This is a genomic window from Pseudomonas sp. J380 (genome assembly GCF_009827115.1).
GTDB classification, from domain to species: domain Bacteria; phylum Pseudomonadota; class Gammaproteobacteria; order Pseudomonadales; family Pseudomonadaceae; genus Aquipseudomonas; species Aquipseudomonas paracarnis.
The window spans coordinates 2,965,371-2,991,585 of record NZ_CP043060.1 but is presented as its reverse complement, the minus strand read 5'-3'; the positions used below and the strand labels follow the sequence as shown (position 1 = coordinate 2,991,585).

The following is a 26,215-nucleotide window of genomic DNA, read 5'->3' as shown; positions in this document are numbered from 1 at the left end:
AGGAATGTCGCAATTATGAAAGTTTCGACACAAAAGTGCCTGTTTGGAGGGTTTTTTCGGTGCAAATGGCGCACCAAAAAAGCCCAGCCGAGGCGTCTAGCGCACTCGGTTGGGGCGCGGCTGTTACTTATCTAGACCCACACCGTAGAACGGCGTTAGCCCAAACGGGCTGATCTTGAAGTCACGCACTTGCTTGCGCATAGGCTGGAAAACCGTCGAGTTCGCAATAGGCGTTATAGGTACCTGTTCCTTAAGGATTTTCTGTGCCTGTTGATACCACTTGATGCGCTGCTCGCGGTCGCTGCTGACCTTGGCTTGCTGCACCAGCTTGTCATACGCCGGGTTACACCATTTGGCGTAGTTGCTGCCCTTGACCGCAGCACAACTGTAGAGCACGCCCAGCCAGTTATCGGGGTCGCCATTGTCGCCGGTCCAGCCATAAATCATTGCATCGTGTTCGCCATTTTTGGCGCGCTTGATGTATTCGCCCCACTCATAGCTGACGATGTTGGCCTTGATGCCGACCTTGGCCCAATCCTGTTGAATCATTTGTGCAGACATCCGCGCATTCGGATTTGAGGCGCGTTGTACGGTCATTGCCCACAGGTTGATGGTGGTACCTGGTGCAACCCCTGCTTCTTTTAGTAGCAACCTTGCCTTGGTCGGGTCGTAGGGGGCGTCCTGGATTTTCGGGTCATAAGACCACTGCGCGGGAGGTAGTGCGTTCTGCGCCAATTGCCCGGCGCCCTGGTACACGGCCTTGATGATTGCGGGCTTGTCGATGGCCATGTCCAGTGCCTGGCGAACCTTGAGTTGATCCAGCGGCGGGTGAGTCACGTTATAGGCCAGGAAGCCCAGGTTGAAGCCCGCTTGTTGCAGTACGCGCAGGTTGGGGTCTTGCTTCATCACCTCGATATCGGCGGGGCGCGGGTAACCGCTGACCTGGCATTCGCCCGCCTTGAGTTTCTGCAGGCGCGCGGCGGCGTCCGGGGTGATGGCGAACACCAGGTTATCGAGCTTCACATCCTCGGGCTTCCAATACTGTTTATTGGCCACATAACGGATCTGCGAGTCTTTCTGGTAGCGCTTGAACACAAACGGCCCGGTGCCGACCGGTTGCTGGTTGATCTGCTCCGCCTTGCCTTGTTTCAACAACTGGGTGGCGTATTCGGCCGATTGCACAGAGGCGAAGCTCATGGCCAGGTTTTGCACGAACGAAGCATCGACCGTGTTCAGGTTGAACCGCACGCTGCGCTCGTCGAGTTTTTCGACGTTCTTGATCGTGGTGTTCAAGCCCATGTCGGTGAAGTAGGGCGACTCTGAGGGGTAGGCCTTGCGAAACGGGCTGTTGGCATCGAGCAGGCGATTAAAAGTGAACAGCACGTCATCGGCGTTGAAGTCACGAGTCGGGGTGAAGAAGTCGGTGGTATGGAACTTGACGCCTTCACGCAGGTGAAAGGTGTAGGTCAGGCCATCCTTGGAAACATCCCAACTGGTGGCCAGGCCAGGTTCGACTTCGGTACCGCCGCGCTTGAACTGGGTCAGGCGGTTGAACACGGTTTCGGCGGACGCATCGAAATCGGTGCCGCTGGTGTACTGGCTGGGGTCGAAGCCGGCGGGGCTGGCTTCGGAGCAGTAGACCAGGGTGGTGGCTGCCTGGGTCATTGGTATAAAGGCCAGAAGGCTTGCGGCGAGGAGCAGTGGCTTGACGGCGATTTTTTCCATGGAGACCCCTGAGGCGGCGGGCATCTTAAAGCAGCCCAAACAAAAACGGCGGTCACCGAGGTTACCGCCGTTCAGCTGGCTTAGGTAGGGGATACCTTTATGCGGGGGATACCTCTATACGGGTGGGAGCCGATTTATCGATTGTAACGGGCGGGCCGTCTATTTCATTACTTTCACGAAGGGTGAAAGTCCGAGTGGCTGTTATTTTCACGTCATCGACGAGGGTGGACTCACCTCTAACATCATATTTCAGGTGCCATTGGGTGACTATTGTGACCTCGGTCTCATTTTTTAGAGGGTTGTAGTCGATGAAGTACTGCCGGTCGCCAACGCTGCTGCTATAGCCGTCTTTCACTCGCGGAGGTTGCAATTCAAACCACGCAGGAGCGGAAGAACCTTGATGAGCAACCTCTGAAATTGCCGCTCGCATGTCAGGATTGGGCACGGTGCGCTCAAATGTATCGATCCCGTCCCTTACCAGACCCTCACGAATTGACCCTTCTAAGTTATCTGGGATGGTCATTCCTGCTAGCTGCCGGGGTATGTTGATCTCAACGTTCTCCAGGCCAGGGCGTCTTATTGTGTAAGGGTCTCGGTCGATGTCTTTGATAAAGTATTCGGAGTAATTGCTGCTACCAAACGAGGAGGGGGAGGCTGTTTCCGATGCAAGTACGGTGAAATCCGCGCTGTCTGCTGTCCAGGAAAAGACAGGACGATTTTCTAAAATACCGTTATTTTCCCTGAAAGTGACGCCATATTTATAGTTCGCTTGCTCTTCAACGTTGAAATACTTGTCGAATAGGTCAGCGCCTTTCATTTTGGTGCCGTCTAACTCAATAAAATTATCCGATACATGTGCGGGCGTTTTTAAATCGTTACTGGGTGTCGGGGACTCAGGACGTTGCCACGGCCACGGCCATTTTATCCCGCCATCACCCGGTGCCCGCGCCCACTCTCCGTTACGCCCGGGTGTGATGACCATCAGCCCAGCGCCGTTATCGGGGTTGATGACTCTGGCAAATGCATCACCGGTCCGGTAACGCCCCGATATCTCAAATACCTTGCTCGCCCCCGTCTCGTCGGTAAGGCGCACTAACTGGCGCAGCACTCCCTGGCTGTCGGTTACTCGATAAACACCCAACGCGTCGCGAGGCGCGTTCTTTATCAGCTGTTCACCCTCCGGGACGGCATATTGCGCCATTGGAATGAGTGAACGTGATCTGGGGAGTGGGGCGTTAACGGAGTCGCTAACCACAGGGATGCCTGTGGACGTCCCAGGTTGTGGTTCGCGAGCGTTTGCCCTGGGGAGAGGCTGGGGCTTAAGGCGCGGCAGTTCTTTTTCTGCGGGCAGTGCAAAAGGGTCTTCCGGCACAGCACTGGCACCGTAGGAAAACACTGTATTGAGTAAGCCATCGAACGCTTTGGAGGCGCCCTCATCCCGCTCTGTCACGGTGTCGCCAGACGAGGTTTTTTCTGCCCCTAGCGCCACCTCGGTCAACCCGGCCGCCACCGCTGCGGCGGCTACGGGCGCGGCGATGGGCGCGAGTTTGACCAGCAGGCCGGCGGCTACGGTGATGTCGTTCAGCCACGTATCGCGAATCACCTCGCTGTCGGACTTGATGACTACATCGGCGTCACTGTTCATCCGTTCTTTGGCGGCCGTCGCCAATGTGGAAAAAACGTCGTCTTTAATGGCAGCGTGGCTGCGGTCAATCGCTGACCCCTTCAACTCACCACTGGCCATTTTCGCCAAGAGGGTGTCCAGGCCATCCTTCTTTTCGCCCACATGGGTGAACCACAGAATGGGCATCAGTACTTTTGCCGCGCGTTCAGCAAAGCTCTTGGTCTGGTCCTGGCGATAGATCATCGGGAAGTGAGCCGCCAGTGCTTCGCGTTTTGCAGGGTCCTTGGCTTGCTCGAGCAGCCACTGATCCAGCTTCTCAATAGAATCAAAGCGCAAGAATGCGGGTTCGGCGCCCGGTATATAGAGCACTTGCCGGCCACCGTCCGCAGCGCTGAATCTCACTATATCGCTGGACGTAACCCCGTGGAGGCTCAGGGCATGCGCTTGAACGTTGCCGTTTGCCGGTGCTTTGGCCTTGAGTTGTTCCACGGTGATCGGGGCGTTTTCATCGAGCGTAAGGTTGGACACAGCACCCATCACCAAACGGTAGTCGTCACGGGTGAACTGGTGCTCGGGCGCTTGCAAGGAACGTTCAAGAGGGGGTCTGCTCTCGGCGCTTTTCAATTGCTTGCGGGCCTGGAAGATGAATTCACCTTTGATCGTCGTCTCATACTCGTCGTTATGCGTGCTCCAGAAGTGGTCAATCTTCTGGGTCATTTGGGTCTGAAAGTCGGTTTTCCAGCTTTCATGCATCACTTGGGACGGCTTGAGGTCGATTTGATTGTGTTTGCCGTAGCCGCCTTTTTCGCTTTGCCCAGCAGGCTGGGTATATAGCCCCGCTTCCAGGTCCAGGTTGCCGGGCACCCAGTCGTGCTCGGAGAAGTTCTTCAGCAAGGCGTCGGGCAAGCGCAGCGAAGACCAGGGTTCTTGAAAGGTGTGTTCCCAGCCGGTCGCCGTGTCTGCGCTTTCGCCACCTTTGAAACGGTTCAAGTACACGGTGTCGGAGTCGATAGGTTTGCCCGTGAGTTTGAGCAGCAGGTCATCCGCCCACTTTTTGGCCTCTGCCCGCGTATTGGGCAGGTTGTCGGCGACGTCAACGGCCAGGCGCTTGTAAGCCAAGGCTTGTGGTGCGGTGCTGTAGTAGTTGGCGGCGTTGTGTTTTTGCACCTGCAGCGCCTGTGGCGAGCGGCTGCTGGCAGGGCGCAGGCGGTCATCGGCGGGGATAGGATCGAAGGTGTCTTTGTGTTCCAGGTGCCTTATTTGTGTTCGAGCCTGTGACAGCTTTTGGGGAAGGGGCACACCTTCAAAGTTGGCCACCACTTTTGCGCTGACCTTGATGGAGTCCTTGCCCAGCCTCACACGTAAATCACCGTTATTTCCAGGGGCGATAATCTTTGCGGCGTCCAGCAATGGTCCTGAAATTTGTCCCCAGCCTGATGAATCCGAGAGATGGAAGGTTTTAGTTTTGCCCTCGACCTTGGCGGACAAGGTACCTGTAGACGGGTTGATTGAAAGCAAGGTGTCCGGGGCGAAGTGTTGTTCCTGCAGCCAGCCTTGTACCACGGCGTTTTCCAAATGCATGCGATACAGCCCAAGCCACTGGCCCAGAGTGCTCTGGGGCGGCACGGTTATAAGCCCGGCATTGCCGTGTAACACCTTACGTTGTGCGGCCTCGAGATAGGCCTTGAGCAGTGCTGTTTCGTCGGGTTGGGCGGTTTTTGCAGTGGGCGGTGTCGCCTGCGCTTGAATGGCCGACGTCGGTTTGGCGACTACGAGTGGCAGCGATAACCTGTGGGTTGAGTTGAGTGACAGGGACATAAATTCGGCTCTCATTGTATGAATAAATGCCAGCACATCCCTCCCTGGTAGCTATGGCAGTAATGAGTCGTGGAAGCCGGGCACTTGATTCCTGCGAGATGTACTGCTGGATATGACGTGGCGCTAACGCGCAAAAAAAAGGCGCAAGCCCCATGGGATTGCGCCGTTGTCCTGTCTAAAAAAGTTACTGTAAAACTTCGATCACGCCGTCGGCGCTCATGTTGACCTGGCTGGTGCCGGCTTCCACTTCAGGCGTCGGTGCTGAATCGGCCATGGCGGCTTTCATCATCATGCCGCCATTGCGGGCGTAGGGCATCGGGTAGCCATTAGTGTTGAAGTTCAGGTTGACGATCTTGTAGCCCTTGCCACCGAGTGCATCGGTAGCCAGTTGCGCACGCGCCTTGAATGCAGCCACGGCATCTTTGAGCAGCGCATCTTCGCTGGCCTTGCGCGTGGCATCGGCGATGGCGAAGTCCATGCTGTCCATCTTCAGAGTGTTGAGCAGCTCGCCGGTAAGTTTGGACAGTGCCGGGAAGTCCGCGCTTTCCATACGCAGTTCTGCACGTTCACGCCAGCCAGTGATCTTCTGGTTCTTGCTGTCGTAGATCGGGTAGCTGTTGCGGCTGCCCTGGCGCAAGGTCACGCCTTTGACTTCGCGAGCCTGGCCCAGCGCCTGGTTCAGGGTGGTGGTGATTTCGGCCGCGAGCTTGGCCGGGTCGGCGTTTTGCGATTCGGTGTAAAGGGTGACGATCATCTTGTCGCGGGCCACTTCCTGGCTGACTTCGGCGCGCAGGGAGATCTGGTTGTAATTCAGTGCATCGGCGGCCATGGCCGGCAGGCTGGCCAGGGCGCTGGCGCTGAGGGTGAGAACAACTGCACTGCGAGTGAAACGAGACATGGAAGCTCCTGGGGATATTCGTGTTCGGTAAGACTGTAGACGTAGCCTTGGGGTTCGTCGGGTTTACCCAATACAAATAAATTTCAGCGTGGCGTGCGCTACCCTCACGCCACGCGAGGACCCTGTTACAGGGTGGCCCCTTTTGGAGTAAACGTCACAGGCTTGTAGCTGAAATTCCACCATTTGAACGGGTGATCGAAAATCGAATACGGGTTGGTCTTCACCGGCTTGAATTCTTTACCCGAAACGCCATCGTCGGGACTGGGATGATCGAAGGTTACAGGGGGTTTGCCACTTTCGTAGATTGTCTGGTTATCTCCCAGGATCTCTTCGGGCGAGTACCTGGCAGTCAGTTCACCTACATAGCCTTTCACTGGGCGTCCGGTGAGCCGCTGAAATTGAGCGGCGAAGGAGTTCTCGCCCTGCGCCCCGGAGTAACAGCTCAGAATGCGAATATTGTCATAGCTCTCCGGGAAGATGCCATTGCGCTTGAGCGTGTTGTACAACCCCTGCGGGGTGTGTTTGCCACCTTTGTAATAAATATGGGTGCCATCGCCATGGCCAATGATGTTGAGGCGATGCTCCAGGCCATTTTTATTCATGTCGGTGAAAATGTGCAGGTTGTCTTCGACTTTGACCAGGTTATCCTTGGTGCCCGTGAGGGTGACCAACTTACCGTCCGTCGACAGTGTTTCGGAGACCGGCGCCACAGGTTCCGATTCGGGGAGTAAGGAGGCAAAGTTATTGTCGACGTTAAGGTCGACCGAGGGCTTGCCCGGATGGGCATCAGTCACTGGCTGCCCAACAGGGCGTTGCGAACTGGCCGAGGCCCCTTCTTCCACCACTGTACCGGCCTGGGACACCAGGCGTGTGGCTACAGGCAGCGCGGCATTGAGCACGCCAAAAATCAAATGACCGACGCCGCCGGGTTTGCCCTTGGCCAAATCGTCGGCGCCAATGCCTGCTTCGGTGATACCCGAGGCGATGTACAGCCCATCCAACGCCAAAGCCACTTCGGGCACGGCGATGGCCACCGGGGCAAAGAGCATCGCGATCATGGCTGCCTTGCTGAGACCCGACAGGATATTGGCTTTGGTGACGTCGGCATCGGAGGTGATCTGCGACTTGGCGTCGTCGAACGACCGATCGTATTGGCGTTGGCCGATCTGTTGAAAGACATCGGCGGTGGCGTCGATATCAGGGCCGGTATTTGAACGCCCGGTGGCGTTGAAGCGCTGGAGGCTCAAGGTCGTTGCAGGAGGCCAGGTACGGTGGTGCGCATATTTGGGCCACACGGCCATCCCTTTGAGCATTTCACGCACGCCGCTTTTGAACGGGCCGCTGTTCAAGTCCTTGAAGGTGAAGTGTCCTTCCAGTGCCTTGAGTTTTTCCGGGTCTGCGGCCTGGCTCGCCAACCACTGCTTCATTTGCTCTACGCTGTCAAAAGCGTGGATTGGCGAAGAGTTGCCCGGGATGACCAGCAGTGTGCGGTTGATCGGTTTGCCATCGGCACCCTGGCGGGTGTTTTTGTCGGTGATCACCATCAGGTCGGTGGATTTGTATTGCCCTACGCTCAACAGGCCTACGTCTAGTCCAGGATCGGGCCGCGTCGGGCGTGTGAGGTCGTTGAACAGCGTATCGGCCCAGGCCAGGGTGTTGCCAGGCAGCCCCGCTGCGCGCAGGACCAGTTGTTTGTCTTCCTGCGTCAGGCTGCCCTCCTGATGTTGCGAGTGTGCAGCTTTGACGAGTGCCGCCTTGGCCACAATAGGGTATTGACGGTCGTGCTTGTCCCAGAAGTCGTTAAGGAACTCGATGTAGGGGCGCTGGAAGTCGGTGGCCCAGACTTGCTCCTTGAAGTCCTTTGGCGACACTGACAGCTGGGTTGAAGGCGCATAGACCTGCGGGGTGCCGGGCGTGGATGCGGTATAAATGCCTTGGTAGGTGTGGGTAATGTGGGCCGACTCGCGATTGGGGTTGAATCGGTCGGCGACGTCGAATACGCCTGGTGCAATATGGGGCAGGTGATCGACCAGCCTCACTGCTGGGCCGCCGGCATAATGAGGAACCAGCGCCCCCCTTCCTTCGGGCGTAGTCTGGCTGTTTTTTACCAGGGCGTCCGTCAGTGTAATCTGTTCGACCAGCTTGGCCGGGTAGGGCGGCTTGCCGGTAGTGTTGTAGTTGAACGTCGTCAGATACGTTCTGTCCGGGTCGATGTCCAGGTTCCACTTGTCCTTGAACAGTTGCTTGACCGTCTGCGCGGCATCTTGCGTTACCGACTTGAAGGCCAAGGCCAGGTTCTCGGCATTGCTGGCGCTGTCGATATTGATCCCCACATCCACGGGTACAATTGTTTTGTCATGGGCTCCCACCGTCTTGCCGGGATCGTGGTTCACGCTGACGAGTTCGTAACCGTCACCACCGTTATTGGATAAATCCCTGCGCACGCTTTCCACGAGGTATTGCTCGTTGTTTGGGCTCTGGTCTATTGCACGTCGCTGGCGGCTAAGAGTGGCACCTGATGGCGGTTCAGCGGTGTAGGGCCTTTGAGTGGGGAGTGCGTTATTCATCTGCATGAAAGCGTTCCTGAGTGGCGAGGCATGATGATGCCCATCGGTGGGCGGTAGGCCTCTGGGTGGTCCGATGCTCACCTTGGTTCCTGTAAGTAATGCGCCAAATTATGTGGGCAGGAGAAGGTCGCGCTGTGGCGGTTTGCCGCATAAGCCCTGCCGTCCTCGTGTCTTGGTTATACTCGGTGCGATATACCTGCAGCGCTCATCAGGAGAGCTCATGCTCGCCGCCGTAAAACTGACTTCCGCCACCCGCCAGAACCTTTGGCGCCTGACGTTCATTCGCACCCTGGTATTGGCCGCACAGGCCGGTTCCGTCGGGCTTGCCTATTGGTTCGACCTGTTGCCGCTGCCCTGGCTGCAATTGGCCGTGACCCTGGGGTTCTCCACCGTATTGTGTGTGTTCACCGCCATTCGACTGCGCACCACTTGGCCTGTGACCGAGCTGGAATACGCCCTGCAACTGGCCTGCGACCTGTTTATCCACAGCGTGTTGCTGTACTTCTCCGGTGGTTCTACCAACCCCTTCGTCTCCTACTATCTGGTGCCTTTGACCATCGCTGCCGTCACCCTGCCGTGGCGCTATTCGGTGGTGCTGTCGGGCATTGCGCTGACGCTGTACACCCTGCTGTTGGCGCAGTTCTACCCCTTGCAGACATTCCCCATCGCCCGGGAAAACCTGCAGATCTACGGGATGTGGTTGAGCTTCGCCCTGTCTGCGGCAGTCATTACCTTCTTTGCCGCGCGCATGGCCGAAGAATTGCGCCGCCAGGAAGAACTGCGCGCCATTCGCCGTGAAGAGGGCCTGCGTGACCAGCAACTGCTGGCCGTTGCCACCCAGGCCGCTGGCGCCGCCCATGAGTTGGGCACGCCGCTGGCGACCATGAGCGTGCTGCTCAAGGAAATGACCCAGGACCATCACGACCCGGCCCTGCAAGATGATTTGAGCGTACTGCAGGAGCAGGTCAAGCAGTGCAAGTTGACACTCCAGCAACTGGTGCGCGCCGCCGAAGCCAACCGCCGTCTGGCGGTCGAAATGCAAGATGTCACCCAGTGGCTCGATGAGGCGCTCAACCGCTGGCACCTGATGCGCCCCGAAGCCAGTTACCGCTTCAACCTGTTGGGCCAAGGCAGCGTACCGCGCATGGCGCCGCCGCCGGACTTGACCCAGGCGCTGCTCAACTTGCTGAACAATGCAGCCGACGCCTGCCCTGAAGGCCTCGGGGTGCAGTTGGACTGGGACGCGGAAAACGTCACCATCAGCATTCGTGACCACGGCGCGGGCGTGCCGCTGGCCATTGCCGAGCAAATCGGCAAACCCTTCTTTACCACCAAGGGCAAAGGCTTCGGCCTGGGCCTGTTTTTGAGCAAGGCCAGCGTGACCCGCGCGGGCGGCTCAGTGAAGCTCTATAGTCATGAGGAAGGTGGCACGCTCACCGAGCTGCGCCTGCCCCGTGTCGCACGAGGAGATATCGATGAGTGACGAGATCCAAGTCGAAGGCGAAGAACTGCCGCACCTGTTGCTGGTAGATGACGACGCGACCTTTACCCGCGTGATGGCGCGCGCCATGAGCCGGCGCGGTTTTCGCGTCAGCACCGCAGGTTCTGCCGAAGAGGGACTGACCATCGCCCAGGCCGACCTGCCGGACTACGCCGCCCTCGACCTTAAAATGGACGGCGACTCGGGCCTGGTGCTGCTGCCAAAGCTGCTGGAACTCGACCCGGAAATGCGCGTGGTGATCCTCACCGGTTACTCCAGCATCGCCACCGCCGTCGAGGCGATCAAGCGCGGCGCCTGCAATTACCTGTGCAAACCCGCGGATGCCGACGACGTGCTGGCCGCCTTGCTGTCTGAGCATGCCGACCTCGACACCCTGGTGCCGGAAAATCCGATGTCGGTGGACCGCCTGCAGTGGGAACACATCCAGCGCGTGTTGACCGAACACGAAGGCAACATCTCCGCCACCGCCCGCGCCCTGGGCATGCACCGCCGCACGCTGCAACGCAAGTTGCAGAAGCGCCCGGTACGACGCTGAACGGCGACTGAACAACTCGCTTCAGGCTGCACGGACGCACGAACCGATCACCTATGATCGGTTCAAACGCCTGTGACTTTTTCCTACCGAGCCTGAACGATGAATCAGAATGCTGAATATCGCGCGGTCAACGACGCGGTGCGTGGGCAATTCTTCCGCCGAACCTGGGCGATGATCACACCCTATTGGCGCAGTGAAGAGAAGGGCAGGGCCTGGCTGCTGCTGGCCGCAGTGATTGGCCTGTCGCTGTTCAGCGTGGCGATCTCCGTGTGGATCAACCACTGGTACAAAGACTTCTACAACGCCCTGGAGAAGAAAGACACCGCGGCCTTCTGGCAACTGATCGGCTATTTTGGCGGGATCGCGGCGGTGGCGATACTCGGCGCGGTGTACCGCCTTTACCTGACCCAGATGCTGACAATCCGCTGGCGCGCCTGGCTCACCGAAAAACACTTCAGCCGATGGCTGGCCCACAAGAATTATTACCAGCTGGAGCAGGGCGGCTACACCGATAACCCGGACCAGCGGATTTCCGAAGACCTTAACAACTTCACCTCCGGTACCTTGAGCCTGGGCCTTGGGTTGCTGCGTAACGTGGTCAGCCTGGTGTCATTCTCGATCATCCTGTGGGGCGTCTCGGGTAGCATCGAAGTGTTCGGCGTCACCATCCCCGGTTACATGTTCTGGTGTGCACTGCTGTACGCCGCTGTGGGAAGTTGGCTGACGCACTTGATCGGCCGGCGCTTGATCGGCCTGAGCAACCAACAGCAACGCTTCGAAGCGGACCTGCGTTTTTCCATGGTGCGGGTGCGTGAGAATGCCGAAAGTATTGCCCTGTACAACGGCGAGCCGAATGAAAGGCAACGCCTGAGTTCGCGCTTCGGCAAGGTCTGGCAGAACTTCTGGGACATCATGAAAGTGTCCAAGCGCCTGACCTTTTTCACCGCTGGCTACAGCCAGATCGCGATCATCTTCCCCTTTATCGTCGCCGCGCCGCGCTACTTCACTGGCAAGATCGAGCTGGGGGAGCTGATGCAAATCAACTCGGCGTTCGGCAACGTGCAAGAGAACTTCAGCTGGTTTATCAACGCCTATTCGGAGCTGGCGACATGGCGCGCCACCAGCGACCGTCTGCTGAGTTTCCAGCAGGCCATGAGCGACAACGAGCAACGCACGCCGGCGATCGACGTGCGCCCTGAAGGCGAGCGCCTGGTGATCAAGGACCTGGGCATGGACCTGGCCGACGGCCGCCATTTGCTCACCGACGCCGACATGACCGTGGAGCCTGGCCAGCGCGTCATGCTCAGCGGGCGTTCCGGCAGCGGCAAGAGCACTTTGCTGCGGGCGATGGGGCATCTGTGGCCCGCCGGTCATGGCAGCATTCGCTTGCCGGCGACGCGCTACCTGTTCCTGCCGCAAAAGCCTTACCTGCCGATTGGTACGCTCAAGGCCGTGTTGAGTTATCCACAGGACGACAGCGTCTATTCACCAGAACGTTATGCACAGGTGCTGGAAACCTGTCGCCTGCCCCATCTGGTCAGCCGCCTGGATGAAGCCAACCACTGGCAACGCATGCTCTCGCCCGGCGAGCAACAGCGCCTGGCCTTTGCCCGCGCGTTGTTGTTTGCACCGCGATGGCTGTACATGGACGAAGCGACCTCGGCCATGGATGAAGAAGACGAGGCAACCTTGTACCAGGCGTTGATCGATCAATTGCCGGGGTTGAGCATCGTCAGCGTCGGCCACCGCAGCAGCCTCAAGCGTTTCCATGGGCGGCATGTGCGCATCGACGGTGGGCGGTTGCAGGAACAACAACTCACTTGAGTGCCTGCTCGCTCAATGTGGGAGCCGGGCTTGCCCGCGATGGCGGAGTGCCTGAGGCAGGTGTGTCAACGGGCACACCGCTATCGCAGGCAAGCCAGCTCCCACAGGGGCATGGTGTTGTCTGATGGTTCAGGCACCCAACAAAAAGCCCGGCAGATCATCGATCAGCCGGGCTTTTTGTTGCTCGAAGATGACTTACTTCTTCAAGCCGTAATGCTCATCCAACATGCCTGGAGCGTTCGGCGTCTTTGGCGCGTAGTCCCGTGGTGGCTCCTGGTTTTCCCGAGGCGGGGTCAGGCGTTCCCGTGGGGTTTGCGGTGCATCGGAATGCAGCGCGGCCAGCAGGCGCTGGCGGGTGATGTCGTCGAGGGCCAGGCGGTTAGCGCCATCGGCGAGGTGATCCTGTACTTCCTGGTAGCTCTGGGTGAGCTTCTTGACCAGGGTCGCGGTGCTGTTGAAGTGGGTAACAACCTCGTTCTGATAACTGTCAAAACGTTCCTGAATGTCATCCAGCTGACGCTGCGTGCGGTTAGGCGCGGCATTCGGCAGCAGGCGGGCAACCAGGAAACCAATGGCGACACCGGCAACCAGGGCAAGAGTCGGCAACAACCAAACTAAGAGCGAGTGTTCCACGAGTCCTTCCTCTATAAACGGCTTTGCTTTACGTTAACGGCTCAAACCTGCGCTGTATACCGCGATTAAGCTCGCAATGATGCCATGCACAGACTTTAGCTAGACGAGTCGACCCCTTGAGAGGTCACGGAGTTCATCCTTGCTCATGCGTGAAACCCCCGTTTTGATCGATGGCCCGGTAGGCCAATTGGAAGCCTTGTACCTGGATCACCCCGAACCACGTGGCCTGGCGCTGGTTTGCCACCCTAACCCGGTGCAGGGGGGGACCATGCTCAATAAGGTCGTCTCGACCCTGCAACGCACTGCCCGCGATGCGGGTTTGATTACTTTGCGCTTCAATTACCGTGGCGTGGGTGCCAGTGCCGGTACTCACGATATGGCCAGCGGTGAGGTGGACGATGCTGAAGCGGCCGCCGCCTGGCTGCGGGAAAAGCACCCGGACCTGCCAATCACCTTGCTCGGTTTTTCTTTCGGTGGGTATGTGGCCGCCAGCCTCGGCGGCCGCCTGGAAGCCAAAGGTGAAAAGCTCGCACACCTGTTCATGATCGCCGCTGCGGTGATGCGCCTGCGCGATACCGACGCGTTACCGCTGGGCTGCCCGTTGACCCTGATCCAACCGGAAAGCGACGAAGTGGTTGACCCGCAGCTGGTCTACGACTGGTCCGCCGCCCTCAAACGCCCCCATGAGTTGCTGAAAGTGGCAGAATGCGGACACTTTTTTCACGGCAAGCTGACCGATCTCAAGGATCTGGTGCTGCCACGCCTTTCGAATTGATGACAAGCGATCACCCATGACGACCCGTACCCGTATCCTCACCGGCATCACCACCACCGGCACGCCGCACCTGGGCAACTACGCCGGTGCGATTCGCCCGGCGATCCTCGCCAGCGAAGACGCGAATGCCGATTCCTTCTACTTCCTGGCCGACTACCATGCCCTGATCAAATGCGATGACCCGCAGCGCATCCAGCGCTCGCGTATGGAAATCGCCGCGACCTGGCTGGCCGGTGGCCTGGATGTGAACCGGGTGACCTTCTACCGCCAGTCGGACATCCCGGAAATCCCCGAGCTGACCTGGCTGTTGACCTGCGTTGCCGCCAAGGGCCTGCTCAACCGCGCCCATGCCTACAAGGCCTCGGTGGACAAGAACGTGGAAAACGGTGAAGACCCGGATGCGGGCATCAGCATGGGCCTGTACAGCTACCCGGTGCTGATGGCAGCGGACATCCTGATGTTCAACGCGCACAAGGTGCCGGTGGGCCGCGACCAGATCCAGCACGTGGAAATGGCCCGCGACATCGGCCAGCGCTTCAACCACCTGTTCGGCAACGGTAAGGAATTCTTCACCATGCCCGAGGCGTTGATCGAAGAAAGCGTGGCCACCTTGCCAGGCCTGGATGGTCGCAAGATGTCCAAGAGCTACGACAACACCATCCCGTTGTTCACCAGCGCCAAGGACATGAAGGACGCGATCTCGCGGATCGTCACCGACTCCCGTGCGCCAGGCGAAGCCAAGGACCCGGACAATTCGCACCTGTTCACCTTGTACCAGGCGTTTGCGACCAAGGCCCAGGAAGCCCAATTCCGTGGCGAGCTGCTAGAAGGCCTAAGCTGGGGCGAGGCGAAGAACCGTCTGTTCCAACTGCTCGACGGCCAGCTCGGCGAAGCGCGCGAGCGTTACCATCAACTGATGGCGCGCCCATCGGACATGGAGGACCTGCTGCAGGTCGGCGCCAAGAAGGCCCGCGCTGTGGCGGCACCGTTCCTGGCCGAGCTGCGTGAAGCGGTGGGCCTGCGGTCGTTCGTCAACCAGGCGGCGGCGCCGGTCGCCACCAAGAAAAAAGCAGCGAAGGCTGCACGGTTTGTGAGCTTCCGTGAAGACGATGGCAGCTTCCGCTTCCGCCTGTTGGCCGCCGACGGCGAGCAATTGCTGTTGTCGCGCAACTTTACCGATGGCAAAGCAGCCGGCGCGGTGACCAAGCAACTGCAAAGTGGCGATGCGCTGGACGTACGCGCCGAGGCTTTGGGCTTCAGCGTATGGCTGGACGGCGCCGCAGTAGCTGACAGTGCCGAGTACGCCAATGAAGCATCGCGTGACGCGGCCATCGAAGCCTTGCGCGCTGCGTTAGCCCCAATCGAGGATTAACCCGACCAAGGGTTGATTGCCATTATCCAGGGCCGTCGTTACAGTGTCGGCCCGTTTTTGTTGCCTTGCTAACGAAATTATGACGCCCCTAGAACGATATCAAGCTGATCTGAAACGCCCCGAGTTCTTCCACGACGCGGCCCAGGAAAATGCCGTGCGTCATTTGCAGCGCCTGTACGAGGACCTCGTGGCCGCGTCGCAAAGCAAGCCAGGGATGTTCAGCAAGCTGTTTGGCAAGAAAGACCACACGCCGGTCAAGGGCCTGTATTTCTGGGGCGGCGTGGGCCGTGGCAAGACTTACCTGGTAGACACCTTCTTTGAAGCGCTGCCGTTCAAGGAAAAGGTGCGTACGCACTTCCACCGCTTCATGAAGCGCGTGCACGAAGAGATGAAGACCCTGCCGGGCGAGAAAAACCCGCTGACCATCATCGCCAAGCGTTTCTCCCAAGAGGCCCGGGTGATCTGCTTCGATGAATTCTTCGTCTCTGACATCACCGACGCCATGATCCTCGGCACGCTGATGGAAGAACTGTTCAAGAACGGTGTGACCCTGGTGGCCACGTCGAACATCGTGCCCGATGGCCTGTACAAGGACGGCCTGCAACGTGCGCGCTTCCTGCCGGCCATTGCGCTGATCAAGCAGAACACCTATATCGTCAACGTCGACAGCGGCGTCGACTACCGCTTGCGTCACCTGGAGCAAGCCGAGCTGTTCCACTTCCCGCTCAACGAAGCGGCGCACGAAAGCCTGAAGAAAAGCTTCCGTGCGCTGACGCCGGAATGCACGCAAGCGGTGGAAAACGACAAGCTGATGATCGAGAACCGCGAAATCATCGCGCTGCGCACCTGCGATGACGTGGCCTGGTTCGAGTTCCGCCAACTGTGCGATGGGCCACGCAGCCAGAACGATTACATCGAGCTGGGCAAGATCTTCCACGCCGTGATCTTGAGTGGTGTGGAACAGATGGGCGTGACCACCGACGATATCGCCCGACGGTTCATCAACATGGTCGATGAGTTCTACGACCGTAACGTCAAGCTGATCATCTCGGCGGAAGTCGAACTCAAGGACCTCTATACCGGCGGCCGCTTGAATTTCGAATTCCAGCGCACCCTGAGCCGTTTGCTGGAGATGCAGTCCCACGAGTTCCTGTCGCGCGGGCACAAGCCTTAATCAATCTCCGGCTCAATGGAGATCTAATGTGGGAGCCGGCTTGCCCGCGATGGGGGTGTATCAGCCAACTATAGGCTGGCTGATACACCGTCATCGCAGGCAAGCCAGCTCCCACAATGGTTTGTGTTGGTCTGAGGTCAGGCGGCTTGCTGGAATTGCTGCCTGTACTGGTTCGGCGACAACTCCGTGTGCTGCCTGAACAGCCGCGCAAAGAAACTCGCATCGTCGTAACCCACCTCGTAGCTGATGGTCTTGATGCTCTTGCGGCTGCCCGAGAGCAAGCCCTTGGCCGTTTCGATGCGTAGGCGCTGCAGGTAGTGCAGCGGCTTGTCACCGGTCGCGGTCTGGAAGCGGCGCATGAAGTTGCGGATGCTCATGCCGTGTTCCCGGGCAACGTCTTCAAAGCGGAATTTGTCGGCAAAGTGCTCTTCAAGCCAATGCTGGATCTGCAGGATGATCACGTCCTGATGCAGCTTCTGCCCGCCAAACCCGATCCGCCCCGGTGAATAGTTGCGCTGCACCTCATAGAGAATGTCGCGGGCCACCGCCTGGGCGATGTTGGCGCCGCAGAAGCGTTCGATCAGGTAGATATAAAGGTCGCAGGCCGACGTGGTGCCGCCGGCGCAATACAGGTTATCGGCATCCGTGAGGTGCTTGTCCTGGTTGAGTTGCACCTTGGGGAAGCGCTCTGTGAAGGCATTGAAGAAGCGCCAGTAGGTGGTCGCCTCCTTGCCATCGAGCAGCCCGGCTTCGGCCAGCCAGAACACCCCGGTGGCCTCGCCGCAGAGAACGGCGCCGCGGGCGTGCTGTTCGCGCAGCCACGGCAGCACCTGCGGGTAGCGGGAGCACAGGGCATCGAAGTCGTCCCAGAAGGCCGGCAGCACAATGATGTCGGCGTCTTCGAGGCCGCCGTCCACTGGCATGATCACATCGCTGAAGCTGCGCACGGACTGGCCGTCGGGGCTGACCAGGCGCGTTTCGAACCCTGGGGTCAGGCCCAGGCCTTGCTGTTTGCCATGGCGCAGGCTGGCGAGATGGAAGAAATCCTTGGCTTGCATGAGGGTTGAAGCGAATACCCGATCAATGGCCAAAATGCTGACGCGCCGCAACGGCGTGGAGATTTGGTTAGACATAATTTCATTTATTCTTATAGGGGAAAGTGGTCACCAGACGGCTGGATCGTCTTATTTTTTGTCGCATGTGTCCAGTGTCCCGTGACACCTTCGGGGCATAGGCTCTGTGGGCTCGTCCTTGTCCGACAATCCACGCAGGTGACCCATGATCCCTAGAACCTTGTTCAGCTCGGAGCACGAACTCTTCCGTGAGAGCGTGCGCACCTTTCTCGAAAAGCACGCCGTGCCCTTCCATGGGCAATGGGAAAAGCAGGGCTATATCGAACGTAACCTGTGGAACCAGGCGGGGGAGGCGGGCATGTTGTGTTCCCACCTGCCAGAGGAATATGGCGGGCTGGGCGCGGATTTTCTCTACAGCGCGGTGGTGATCGAAGAAGTCAGCCGCCTGGGTTTGACCGGCATCGGCTTTTCCCTGCACTCGGATATCGTCGCGCCTTACATCCTGCATTACGGCAGTGAAGCACTGAAGCACAAGTACCTGCCCAAGTTGATCTCCGGGGAGATGGTCACGGCCATTGCCATGACCGAGCCGGGCGCTGGTTCCGACCTGCAGGGCGTCAAGACCACAGCGGTTTTGGAGGGTGATGAGTACGTGATCAACGGCTCCAAGACCTTTATCACCAACGGCTACCTGGCCGATCTGGTGATTGTCGTCGCCAAGACCGACCCCAAGGCTGGCGCCAAGGGCACCAGTCTGTTCCTGGTGGAAGCCGACACGCCGGGCTTCGACAAGGGCAAGCGCCTGGAGAAAGTCGGCATGAAGGCGCAGGACACCTCGGAGCTGTTCTTCCAGGATGTGCGCGTGCCCAAGGAAAATCTGCTGGGCCAGGCGGGCATGGGCTTTGCCTACCTGATGCAGGAACTGCCGCAAGAACGCCTGACTGTGGCGATTGGCGCGCTGTCTTCAGCCGAAGCGGCGTTGCAATGGACCCTTGAGTACACGCGAGAGCGCAAGGCGTTCGGCAAGGCGATTGCCGATTTCCAGAACACCCGGTTCAAGCTGGCGGAGATGGCCACCGAGATTCAGATTGGCCGCGTGTTTGTCGATCAGTGCATGGCCTTGCATCTGGAAGGCAAGCTGGACGTGCCCACGGCGGCGATGGCCAAGTACTGGGCCACCGACCTGCAGTGCAAGGTGCTCGATGAGTGCGTGCAGTTGCATGGCGGCTACGGCTTCATGTGGGAATATCCGATTGCCCGGGCCTGGGCGGATGCGCGGGTGCAGCGCATTTATGCGGGGACCAATGAGATCATGAAGGAGATCATTGCGCGGGCGCTTTGATTGTTAGGTGCTCTTGATTGATCGTTCCCACGCTCCGCGTGGGAACGCCTCATGTGACGCTCCGCGTCACGACTCTGAAAGCGGACGCAGAGCGTCCAAGGCGGCATTCCCACGCAGAGCGTGGGAACGATCAGTGCGGATCAATCAAGGTGCTGGATTCGGATGATCCTTCTGAATCGCCTCAATCCCTTCCAGCACCTCTTTCGACAATTTCAGTTCGGCACTGGCGATGTTGCTGTCCAGTTGTTCCAGTGATGTGGCCCCAATGATATTGCTGGTCACAAACGGCTGCTGTGTCACAAACGCCAGCGCCATCTGCGCCGGGTCCAGGCCATGCTTGCGCGCCAACGCCACATATCGGCTGCACGCCGCTTCCGATTGCGGGTTGAAGTAGCGGCTGAAACGGCTGTACTCGGTCAGGCGCGCCTTGGCCGGACGTGCGCCGTCTTCATACTTGCCACTGAGCATGCCGAACGCCAAAGGCGAATAGGCCAGCAAGCCGCACTGCTCACGAATGGCAACCTCTGCCAAGCCCACTTCAAAGCTGCGGTTGAGCAGGTTGTAGGGGTTCTGGATCGACACTGCACGTGGCCAGCCGCGGGCTTCGGCCAGGGCGAGGAACTTCATGGTGCCCCACGGCGTTTCGTTGGACAGGCCAATGTGGCGGATCTTGCCGGCCTTCACCTGTTCATCCAGGGCTTCGAGCGTTTCCTCCAGTGGCGTGAGGTCGTCTTCGTCCTTGTGCTTGTAGCTCAACTGGCCGAAGAAGTTGGTGCTGCGCTCCGGCCAATGCAGTTGGTAGAGGTCGATCCAGTCGGTCTGCAGGCGCTTGAGGCTGGCGTCGAGGGCTGCGCCGATGTGCTTGCGGTTGTGGCGCAGGTGGCCATCGCGGATGTAGTCGATGGTGTTGCCGGGGCCGGCGATTTTGCTGGCAAGGATCCAGTCGGCGCGGTCACCACGGCTTTTGAAGTAGTTGCCGATGTAGCGCTCGGTGGTGGCGTAGGTGTCGGCCTTGGGCGGCACCGGGTACATTTCTGCAGTGTCGAGGAAGTTGATCCCCGCGGCCTTGGCCCGTTCGACCTGCGCGAAGGCCTCTGCCTCGCTGTTCTGCTCGCCCCAGGTCATGGTGCCCAACGCGATCGCGCTGACATTCAGATCGGTGCGGCCCAGCTGTCGGTAATCCATCGGGTACTCCTTCGGGGGAAAACAATCATAAAAGCAGGTTGAATTTTTTTTCGCAATCTGCATAATTGCCCACCTCTTTCTGCAGTGGAAGTGATGCGCCGCCTGCCGAAGAATCTTGCCGTTGAACGGACGCGCCGACCCGAGCCCCCGATAGCGTCTGTATCCGGCTGCCTTTGACCTTGTCAAAGTACGCACTATTCAGTAAGATCCGCCGTCTAAATTTACAGGCGGCCCCTGAGGCTATTAAAGAATGACAACTTTTACTGCAAAACCGGAAACAGTTCAGCGCGACTGGTTTGTCGTCGACGCCGCTGGTCAGACCCTGGGTCGTCTGGCCACTGAAGTCGCCAGCCGTCTGCGTGGCAAGCACAAGCCTGAATACACCCCGCACGTTGATACCGGCGACTACATCGTCATCATCAATGCTGAGCAGGTTCGTGTAACCGGCAACAAAGCAAGCGACAAAATGTACTACCGTCACTCCGGTTTCCCAGGCGGTATCAAGTCTTCCAACTTCGAAGGCCTGATTGCCAAGAAGCCTGAAGCCCCGATCGAAATCGCGGTCAAAGGCATGCTGCCTAAGGGCCCACTGGGTCGCGATATGTTTCGCAAGCTGAAAGTCTATGCGGGCGCTGTACACCCTCATGCTGCTCAGCAGCCCCAAGAACTGAAGTTTTAACGGAATAGTTCATTATGTCGGCGACTCAAAATTACGGCACTGGCCGTCGCAAAACCGCAACCGCACGCGTTTTCCTGCGTCCGGGCACTGGTAACATCTCGATCAACAACCGCTCCCTGGACAACTTCTTCGGTCGCGAAACTGCCCGCATGGTAGTTCGTCAGCCGCTGGAATTGACCGAGACCGTTGAAAAGTTCGACATCTACGTCACCGTTATCGGTGGCGGTGTAAGTGGTCAAGCTGGCGCAATCCGCCACGGTATCACTCGCGCTCTGATGCAGTACGACGAAACCCTGCGTGGCGCTCTGCGCAAAGCTGGCTTCGTGACTCGCGATGCTCGTGAAGTTGAACGTAAGAAAGTCGGTCTGCGTAAAGCGCGTAAGCGTCCGCAGTACTCGAAGCGTTAATTCGCTTTACGTTCCACAAAAACGCCCAGCCTCCTCACGGAGCTGGGCGTTTTTTATTGCCTGTGATTTATGCACATTTTTCGCCGTGACAACTTGCCACATCCGTAGACCCCCTATACTACAAGGCCTGGAGACGGAGCCCCGGGCAATTCCCTTGTCATACGTGGGGCTTTTCATTACCATCCGTCAAAATTTTTATAAGTAAAGATTCAACACTTAGTAGACGCCTGATTTAACAGGCCAAAAAGCTGATGGGAGAGGACTGAATGAGCAATGACGGCGTGAATGCAGGCCGGCGTCGCTTCTTGGTAGCAGCCACATCCGTGGTGGGTGCTGCAGGAGCGGTGGGGGCTGCGGTCCCGTTCGTGGGGTCATGGTTTCCCAGTGCCAAGGCGAAAGCCGCAGGTGCACCGGTGAAGGTGAATGTCAGCAAGATCGAGCCAGGCCAGCAGATGATTGCTGAGTGGCGCGGCCAGCCGGTTTTCATTGTTCGTCGTACCGAGGAAATCCTGGGGAATCTGAAGAAGATCGAAGGCCAGCTGTCTGACCCGACATCCGAAAAGTCCGACCAGCCCGCCTACGCCAAGAACGAAGCACGTTCGATCAAGCCAGAGATTCTGCTGCTGGTTGGTCTTTGTACCCATCTGGGTTGCTCACCTACCTTCCGCCCGGAAGTGGCGCCTGTCGATTTGGGCAAAGACTGGGTCGGCGGTTATTTCTGCCCGTGCCACGGTTCTCACTATGACCTTGCGGGCCGCGTCTACAAATCCCAGCCCGCCCCCCTGAACCTGCCGGTTCCTCCTCACAATTACGAATCTGACGACATCATTGTCATTGGCCTCGACAAGGAGAACGCGTGATGAGCAAGTTCATGGATTGGGTGGATGCGCGCTTCCCCGCCACTAAAATGTGGGAAGACCATCTCAGCAAATATTACGCGCCGAAAAACTTCAACTTCTTCTACTTCTTCGGCTCCCTGGCCCTGTTGGTGCTGGTCAACCAGATCGTCACCGGCGTGTGGTTGACGATGAGCTACACGCCGTCGGCGGAAGAGGCGTTTGCCTCTGTCGAATACATCATGCGTGATGTCGAGTACGGCTCGATCCTGCGCCTGCTGCACTCCACCGGCGCGTCGGCGTTCTTTATCGTCGTCTACCTGCACATGTTCCGCGGCCTGCTCTACGGCTCGTACCAGAAGCCCCGTGAGCTGGTGTGGGTCTTCGGCATGTTGATCTATCTGGCGCTGATGGCCGAAGCCTTCATGGGCTACCTGCTACCTTGGGGCCAGATGTCTTACTGGGGCGCCCAGGTGATCATCTCGCTGTTCGGCGCAATCCCGGTGATCGGCAACGACCTGACCCAGTGGATTCGTGGTGACTACCTGATCTCCGGCATCACCCTGAACCGCTTCTTCGCCTTGCACGTGGTGGCCTTGCCGATCGTGATCCTGGGTCTGGTGGTATTGCATATCCTGGCGCTGCACGAAGTGGGTTCCAACAACCCGGATGGCGTGGACATCAAGAAGCACAAGGACGAAAACGGCATCCCGCTGGATGGCATTCCGTTCCACCCGTACTACACCGTGAAAGACATTGTCGGCGTGGTCGTGTTCCTGTTTGTGTTCTGCTCGATCGTGTTCTTTTTCCCGGAGATGGGTGGTTATTTCCTGGAGAAGCCTAACTTCGAACAGGCCAACGCCTTCAAGACACCTGAGCACATTGCCCCGGTCTGGTACTTCACGCCGTTCTACGCGATCTTGCGTGCGATCCCCGACAAACTCATGGGCGTGATCGCCATGGGCGCGGCCATCGCGGTGCTGTTCGTGCTGCCGTGGCTCGACCGTAGCCCGGTCAAGTCAATGCGCTACAAAGGCTGGCTGAGCAAGATCTGGCTGTGGGTGTTCTGCATTTCGTTCGTGATCCTGGGTGTGTTGGGTGTATTGGCGCCCACCCCTGAACGGACCTTGCTGTCGCAGGTCTGCACCTTCCTGTACTTCGCCTACTTTATTCTGATGCCGTTCTATACCCGGCTCGAGAAGACCAAACCGGTTCCGGAAAGGGTGACTGGCTGATGAAAAAATTACTCGTTGCATTCGTGCTTGCGGCGCTGCCGCTACTGTCCTTCGCTGCCGAACATGGTGCGCAGCTGGAAAAAGTCGATATCGATGTGTCTGACAAAGCCGCCATGCAGGATGGGCTGCGTACATTCACCAACTACTGCATGGGGTGCCACAGCGCCAAGTTCCAACGGTACGAGCGCGTTGCCGATGACCTGGGCATTCCCCATGAAGTGATGCTCAGCCACGCGGTGTTCACGGGTGCCAAGATCGGCGACCACATGAACATCGGCATGCAACCGGCCGACGCCAAGACCTGGTTCGGCGCCGCGCCGCCCGACCTCACCCTGGTGGCTCGTGTACGCGGTACCGACTGGCTCTACGGTTACCTCAAATCCTTCTACGAAGACCCTGCACGCCCCTATGGCGTGAACAACAAAGTCTTCCCGAACGTCGGCATGCCGAACGTTCTGGTCGGCCTGCAGGGGCGCCAGGTGGTAGGATGCAAACAGGTTCAGGTCGTTGAAGACGGCAAGAAGCAATATGATCCGTTGACCGGCACGCCGCTGACCCATGAAGCGTGCGATCAACTGACCATCGTGCCCAAGACCGGTACGCTGAACGAAGAGCAGTTCGACGAGAAGGTCAAGAACCTGGTGACCTTCCTGGCCTACTCGGCCAACCCGGTCAAACTGCAGCATCAGCGCATCGGTACCTACGTCTTGCTGTACCTGGCTTTCTTCTTTGTATTCGCTTATTTGCTCAAGCGTGAATACTGGAAGGATGTGCATTGATCCAACCGTAAGCAATTGCTGTTAATCTTGCGCGCCCAGCGGCATCTCTGAACACGTAGCGTCGGTTTGAACCGGACGTTACAGGGATGCTTTCTGGGCGCGCTCGTTTTTGAGCTTTCGATAATTTCAACAAGCGAGGAGGACCGCCATGGGCGTGACCAACCGGTTGGCCTGTTACTCCGACCCCGCCGACCACTATTCCCACCGAGTACGCATCGTGCTCGCAGAGAAGGGTGTCAGCGCCGAGATCATCAGTGTGGAGGCGGGCCGTCAGCCGCCGAAGCTGATCGAAGTGAACCCTTACGGCAGCTTGCCCACCCTGGTCGATCGTGACCTGGCGTTGTGGGAGTCGACCGTGGTGATGGAATACTTGGATGAGCGTTACCCTCATCCGCCTTTGCTGCCGGTGTACCCGGTGGCGCGTGCCAACAGCCGCCTGCTGATCCATCGGATCCAGCGTGACTGGTGCGGGTTGGTGGATGTGATCCTGGATTCGCGTTCCAAAGAAGCCGCTCGTGTGCAGGCGCGCAAGGAATTGCGCGAGAGCCTCACCGGCGTTTCGCCGTTGTTCGCCGATAAACCTTTTTTCCTCAGTGAGGAACAAAGCTTGGTGGATTGCTGCCTATTACCCATACTCTGGCGCTTGCCGATTCTGGGCATTGAACTGCCACGGCCGGCCAAGCCGTTGCTTGATTACATGGAGCGCCAGTTTGCGCGTGAGGCTTTCCAGGCAAGTCTGTCTGGTGCCGAACGTGATATGCGCTAAGGCTTAAGGAGCCGTTGATGAACTCCAGTCGACCTTACCTGGTCCGCGCGCTCTATGAGTGGATTGTGGACAACGATTGCACCCCGCACATGCTGGTCAATTCCGAATTTCCTGCGGTTCAGGTACCCCAGGGTTTTGCCAGTGACGGACAGATTGTGCTGAACGTATCGCCCAGTGCCGTGCGCCACCTGCACATGGACAACGAAGCGGTGAGCTTCGAAGGGCGTTTCGGCGGTGTGCCCCATACGCTGTTCGTGCCCATCGGTGCCATCCTCGGGATCTACGCCCGGGAAAATGGCCAGGGTATGGTGTTCGATCTGGAGTCGCCTTTGGAGGATGACGAAACGATCGAAGGCGAAGACGGTGATGATGTACCGCCACCGGATACCGAGCCGCCGCGCCCTAGCGGTCGGCCAAGCTTGAAAGTGGTGAAGTAGGCGGATTTCGCTTACAGATCCATCTGAAAAATGCCCCGACGTCTGTCGGGGCATTTTTTTTGCGTGAAGGATATGGATGAAAGTCGCGCCAGAACGGTGATCGTACAACCACCATGGGCTATGATGCGGTCTTTAGTTCGTCGAGAAAGATGGTTCATCATGGAAAACGCCAGCGCCGCCCCACGTCTTCCCCGCAAGCGCCGCAGCCTTGCCCAGGAATTGGTCACGGTGTTGTCCGAGCAGATCCGCGATGGCCAGCTCAAACGCGGCGACAAGTTGCCCACCGAGTCGGCGATCATGGATGCCCACGGCGTCAGTCGGACGGTGGTGCGTGAAGCCATCTCGCGCCTGCAAGCGGCGGGGCAGGTCGAGACTCGCCACGGTATCGGCACCTTCGTGCTGGACACGCCAAGCCCCAGCGGTTTTCGCATAGACCCGGCCACCGTGGTGACCTTGCGCGATGTGCTGGCGATTCTGGAGCTGCGTATCAGCCTGGAAGTGGAGTCTGCGGGCCTCGCGGCGCTGCGTCGCAGCGATGAGCAACTGGCGGCCATGCGTGCGGCCCTCGATGCCTTGAATGAGAGTGCGGCCCACGCCGGCGATGCGGTGGCGTCGGACTTTGCCTTCCACCTGGAAATTGCACTGTCTACCGGCAACCGCTACTTCACCGACATCATGACCCACCTGGGCACCAGCATCATTCCGCGTACCCGCCTGAATTCGGCGCGCCTGGCCCATGATGATCAACAGCACTACATGAGCCGCTTGAGCCGCGAACACGAAGAGATCTACGAGGCGATAGCCCGCCAGGATTCGGATGCGGCGCGGGCTGCGATGCGCTTGCATTTGACCAACAGTCGCGAACGACTGCGCCATGCCCATGAAGAGGCAGAGGCGCAGCGGGTCTGATCGTTCCCACGCTCTGCGTGGTAACGCCTCTATGGACGCTCCGCGTCCCGATGCGCGTGAACTTCTCAAGCCCTCGCAGGGTGACCCGGAGCGTCATAGGCTGTATTCCCACGCAGAGCGT

22 protein-coding genes are annotated in these 26,215 nt (G+C 58.6%); 15 read left to right on the top strand and 7 right to left on the bottom strand.

Going from position 1 to position 26,215, the window contains the following annotated elements; genetic code table 11:
* Positions 1–123 precede the first annotated feature (123 nt).
* The 4 genes from FXO12_RS13480 to FXO12_RS13465 all read right to left on the bottom strand — a co-directional run bounded on the left by FXO12_RS13480 (position 124) and on the right by FXO12_RS13465 (position 8,518).
* Positions 124–1,725, bottom strand: coding sequence for an ABC transporter substrate-binding protein (locus FXO12_RS13480; protein ID WP_057976838.1), 1,602 nt, complete (start codon positions 1,723–1,725; stop codon positions 124–126).
* Between the two features lie 97 nt (positions 1,726–1,822).
* Positions 1,823–5,167, bottom strand: coding sequence for a dermonecrotic toxin domain-containing protein (locus FXO12_RS13475; protein ID WP_160049685.1), 3,345 nt, complete (start codon positions 5,165–5,167; stop codon positions 1,823–1,825).
* 184 nt (positions 5,168–5,351) lie between these two features.
* On the bottom strand, positions 5,352–6,065 hold the full coding sequence (locus FXO12_RS13470; RefSeq protein WP_034126285.1) for an SIMPL domain-containing protein: 714 nt from the start codon (positions 6,063–6,065) through the stop codon (positions 5,352–5,354).
* 125 nt (positions 6,066–6,190) lie between these two features.
* On the bottom strand, positions 6,191–8,518 hold the full coding sequence (locus FXO12_RS13465) for a dermonecrotic toxin domain-containing protein (RefSeq protein WP_057976843.1): 2,328 nt from the start codon (positions 8,516–8,518) through the stop codon (positions 6,191–6,193).
* A 334-nt stretch (positions 8,519–8,852) separates the two neighbouring features.
* Here FXO12_RS13465 and FXO12_RS13460 point away from each other — a divergent pair, with 334 nt between their 5' ends.
* From FXO12_RS13460 to FXO12_RS13450, 3 genes are all read left to right on the top strand, one after another.
* Positions 8,853–10,115 (top strand): ATP-binding protein, encoded by a 1,263-nt coding sequence (locus FXO12_RS13460; RefSeq protein WP_003188495.1) that lies wholly within the window; start codon positions 8,853–8,855, stop codon positions 10,113–10,115.
* Positions 10,108–10,668, top strand: a complete 561-nt coding sequence (locus FXO12_RS13455; RefSeq protein WP_003171731.1) for a response regulator transcription factor — start codon at positions 10,108–10,110, stop codon at positions 10,666–10,668. The genes FXO12_RS13460 and FXO12_RS13455 overlap by 8 nt, the downstream gene beginning before the upstream one ends.
* Before the next feature lie 99 nt (positions 10,669–10,767).
* A complete protein-coding gene (locus FXO12_RS13450) occupies positions 10,768–12,492 on the top strand; it encodes an ABC transporter ATP-binding protein/permease (RefSeq protein ID WP_057976845.1) in 1,725 nt (574 codons plus the stop codon).
* Between the two features lie 195 nt (positions 12,493–12,687).
* Here FXO12_RS13450 and FXO12_RS13445 read toward each other — a convergent pair whose 3' ends face one another.
* On the bottom strand, positions 12,688–13,125 hold the full coding sequence (locus FXO12_RS13445; RefSeq protein WP_003171734.1) for a YhcB family protein: 438 nt from the start codon (positions 13,123–13,125) through the stop codon (positions 12,688–12,690).
* Positions 13,126–13,270: 145 nt separating this feature from the next.
* Here FXO12_RS13445 and FXO12_RS13440 point away from each other — a divergent pair, with 145 nt between their 5' ends.
* From FXO12_RS13440 to zapE, 3 genes are all read left to right on the top strand, one after another.
* Complete coding sequence (locus FXO12_RS13440; RefSeq protein ID WP_054897033.1) at positions 13,271–13,900, top strand: alpha/beta hydrolase; 630 nt, start codon at positions 13,271–13,273, stop codon at positions 13,898–13,900.
* A 16-nt stretch (positions 13,901–13,916) separates the two neighbouring features.
* Positions 13,917–15,272 carry a tryptophan--tRNA ligase gene (locus FXO12_RS13435; RefSeq protein ID WP_057976847.1) on the top strand — a complete coding sequence of 452 codons (1,356 nt, stop codon included), beginning with the start codon at positions 13,917–13,919 and terminating at the stop codon, positions 15,270–15,272.
* Positions 15,273–15,351: 79 nt separating this feature from the next.
* Positions 15,352–16,446, top strand: a complete 1,095-nt coding sequence (zapE, locus tag FXO12_RS13430; protein WP_057976849.1) for a cell division protein ZapE — start codon at positions 15,352–15,354, stop codon at positions 16,444–16,446.
* Between the two features lie 137 nt (positions 16,447–16,583).
* Here zapE and FXO12_RS13425 read toward each other — a convergent pair whose 3' ends face one another.
* A complete protein-coding gene (locus tag FXO12_RS13425) occupies positions 16,584–17,504 on the bottom strand; it encodes a GlxA family transcriptional regulator (RefSeq protein WP_173647476.1) in 921 nt (306 codons plus the stop codon).
* A gap of 220 nt (positions 17,505–17,724) precedes the next feature.
* Between FXO12_RS13425 and FXO12_RS13420 the strand changes: the two genes are divergently transcribed.
* Entirely contained in the window at positions 17,725–18,861 is a 1,137-nt protein-coding gene (locus FXO12_RS13420) for an acyl-CoA dehydrogenase family protein (RefSeq protein WP_057976851.1), read from the top strand.
* 144 nt (positions 18,862–19,005) lie between these two features.
* Here the strand turns inward: FXO12_RS13420 and FXO12_RS13415 are convergent, their stop codons facing one another.
* The gene (locus FXO12_RS13415) at positions 19,006–20,046 is read right to left on the bottom strand and encodes an NADP(H)-dependent aldo-keto reductase (protein ID WP_057976853.1); all 1,041 of its coding nucleotides are present in this window, start codon (positions 20,044–20,046) and stop codon (positions 19,006–19,008) included.
* 250 nt (positions 20,047–20,296) lie between these two features.
* Between FXO12_RS13415 and rplM the strand changes: the two genes are divergently transcribed.
* From rplM to FXO12_RS13375, 8 genes are all read left to right on the top strand, one after another.
* On the top strand, positions 20,297–20,725 hold the full coding sequence (gene rplM / locus FXO12_RS13410; protein WP_003188508.1) for a 50S ribosomal protein L13: 429 nt from the start codon (positions 20,297–20,299) through the stop codon (positions 20,723–20,725).
* Between the two features lie 14 nt (positions 20,726–20,739).
* Entirely contained in the window at positions 20,740–21,132 is a 393-nt protein-coding gene (gene rpsI, locus FXO12_RS13405) for a 30S ribosomal protein S9 (protein ID WP_002555064.1), read from the top strand.
* Positions 21,133–21,398: 266 nt separating this feature from the next.
* On the top strand, positions 21,399–21,992 hold the full coding sequence (gene petA, locus FXO12_RS13400; protein WP_003188524.1) for a ubiquinol-cytochrome c reductase iron-sulfur subunit: 594 nt from the start codon (positions 21,399–21,401) through the stop codon (positions 21,990–21,992).
* Positions 21,992–23,203, top strand: a complete 1,212-nt coding sequence (locus FXO12_RS13395) for a cytochrome bc complex cytochrome b subunit (RefSeq protein ID WP_003188526.1) — start codon at positions 21,992–21,994, stop codon at positions 23,201–23,203. The genes petA and FXO12_RS13395 overlap by 1 nt, the downstream gene beginning before the upstream one ends.
* Entirely contained in the window at positions 23,203–23,982 is a 780-nt protein-coding gene (locus tag FXO12_RS13390; protein WP_014716911.1) for a cytochrome c1, read from the top strand. The genes FXO12_RS13395 and FXO12_RS13390 overlap by 1 nt, the downstream gene beginning before the upstream one ends.
* A 148-nt stretch (positions 23,983–24,130) precedes the next feature.
* Positions 24,131–24,748, top strand: a complete 618-nt coding sequence (locus tag FXO12_RS13385) for a glutathione S-transferase N-terminal domain-containing protein (protein WP_003188529.1) — start codon at positions 24,131–24,133, stop codon at positions 24,746–24,748.
* 17 nt (positions 24,749–24,765) lie between these two features.
* Complete coding sequence (locus tag FXO12_RS13380; protein WP_014716912.1) at positions 24,766–25,185, top strand: ClpXP protease specificity-enhancing factor; 420 nt, start codon at positions 24,766–24,768, stop codon at positions 25,183–25,185.
* A 159-nt stretch (positions 25,186–25,344) separates the two neighbouring features.
* Positions 25,345–26,094 (top strand): FadR/GntR family transcriptional regulator, encoded by a 750-nt coding sequence (locus FXO12_RS13375; protein ID WP_034126291.1) that lies wholly within the window; start codon positions 25,345–25,347, stop codon positions 26,092–26,094.
* Positions 26,095–26,215 lie beyond the last annotated feature (121 nt).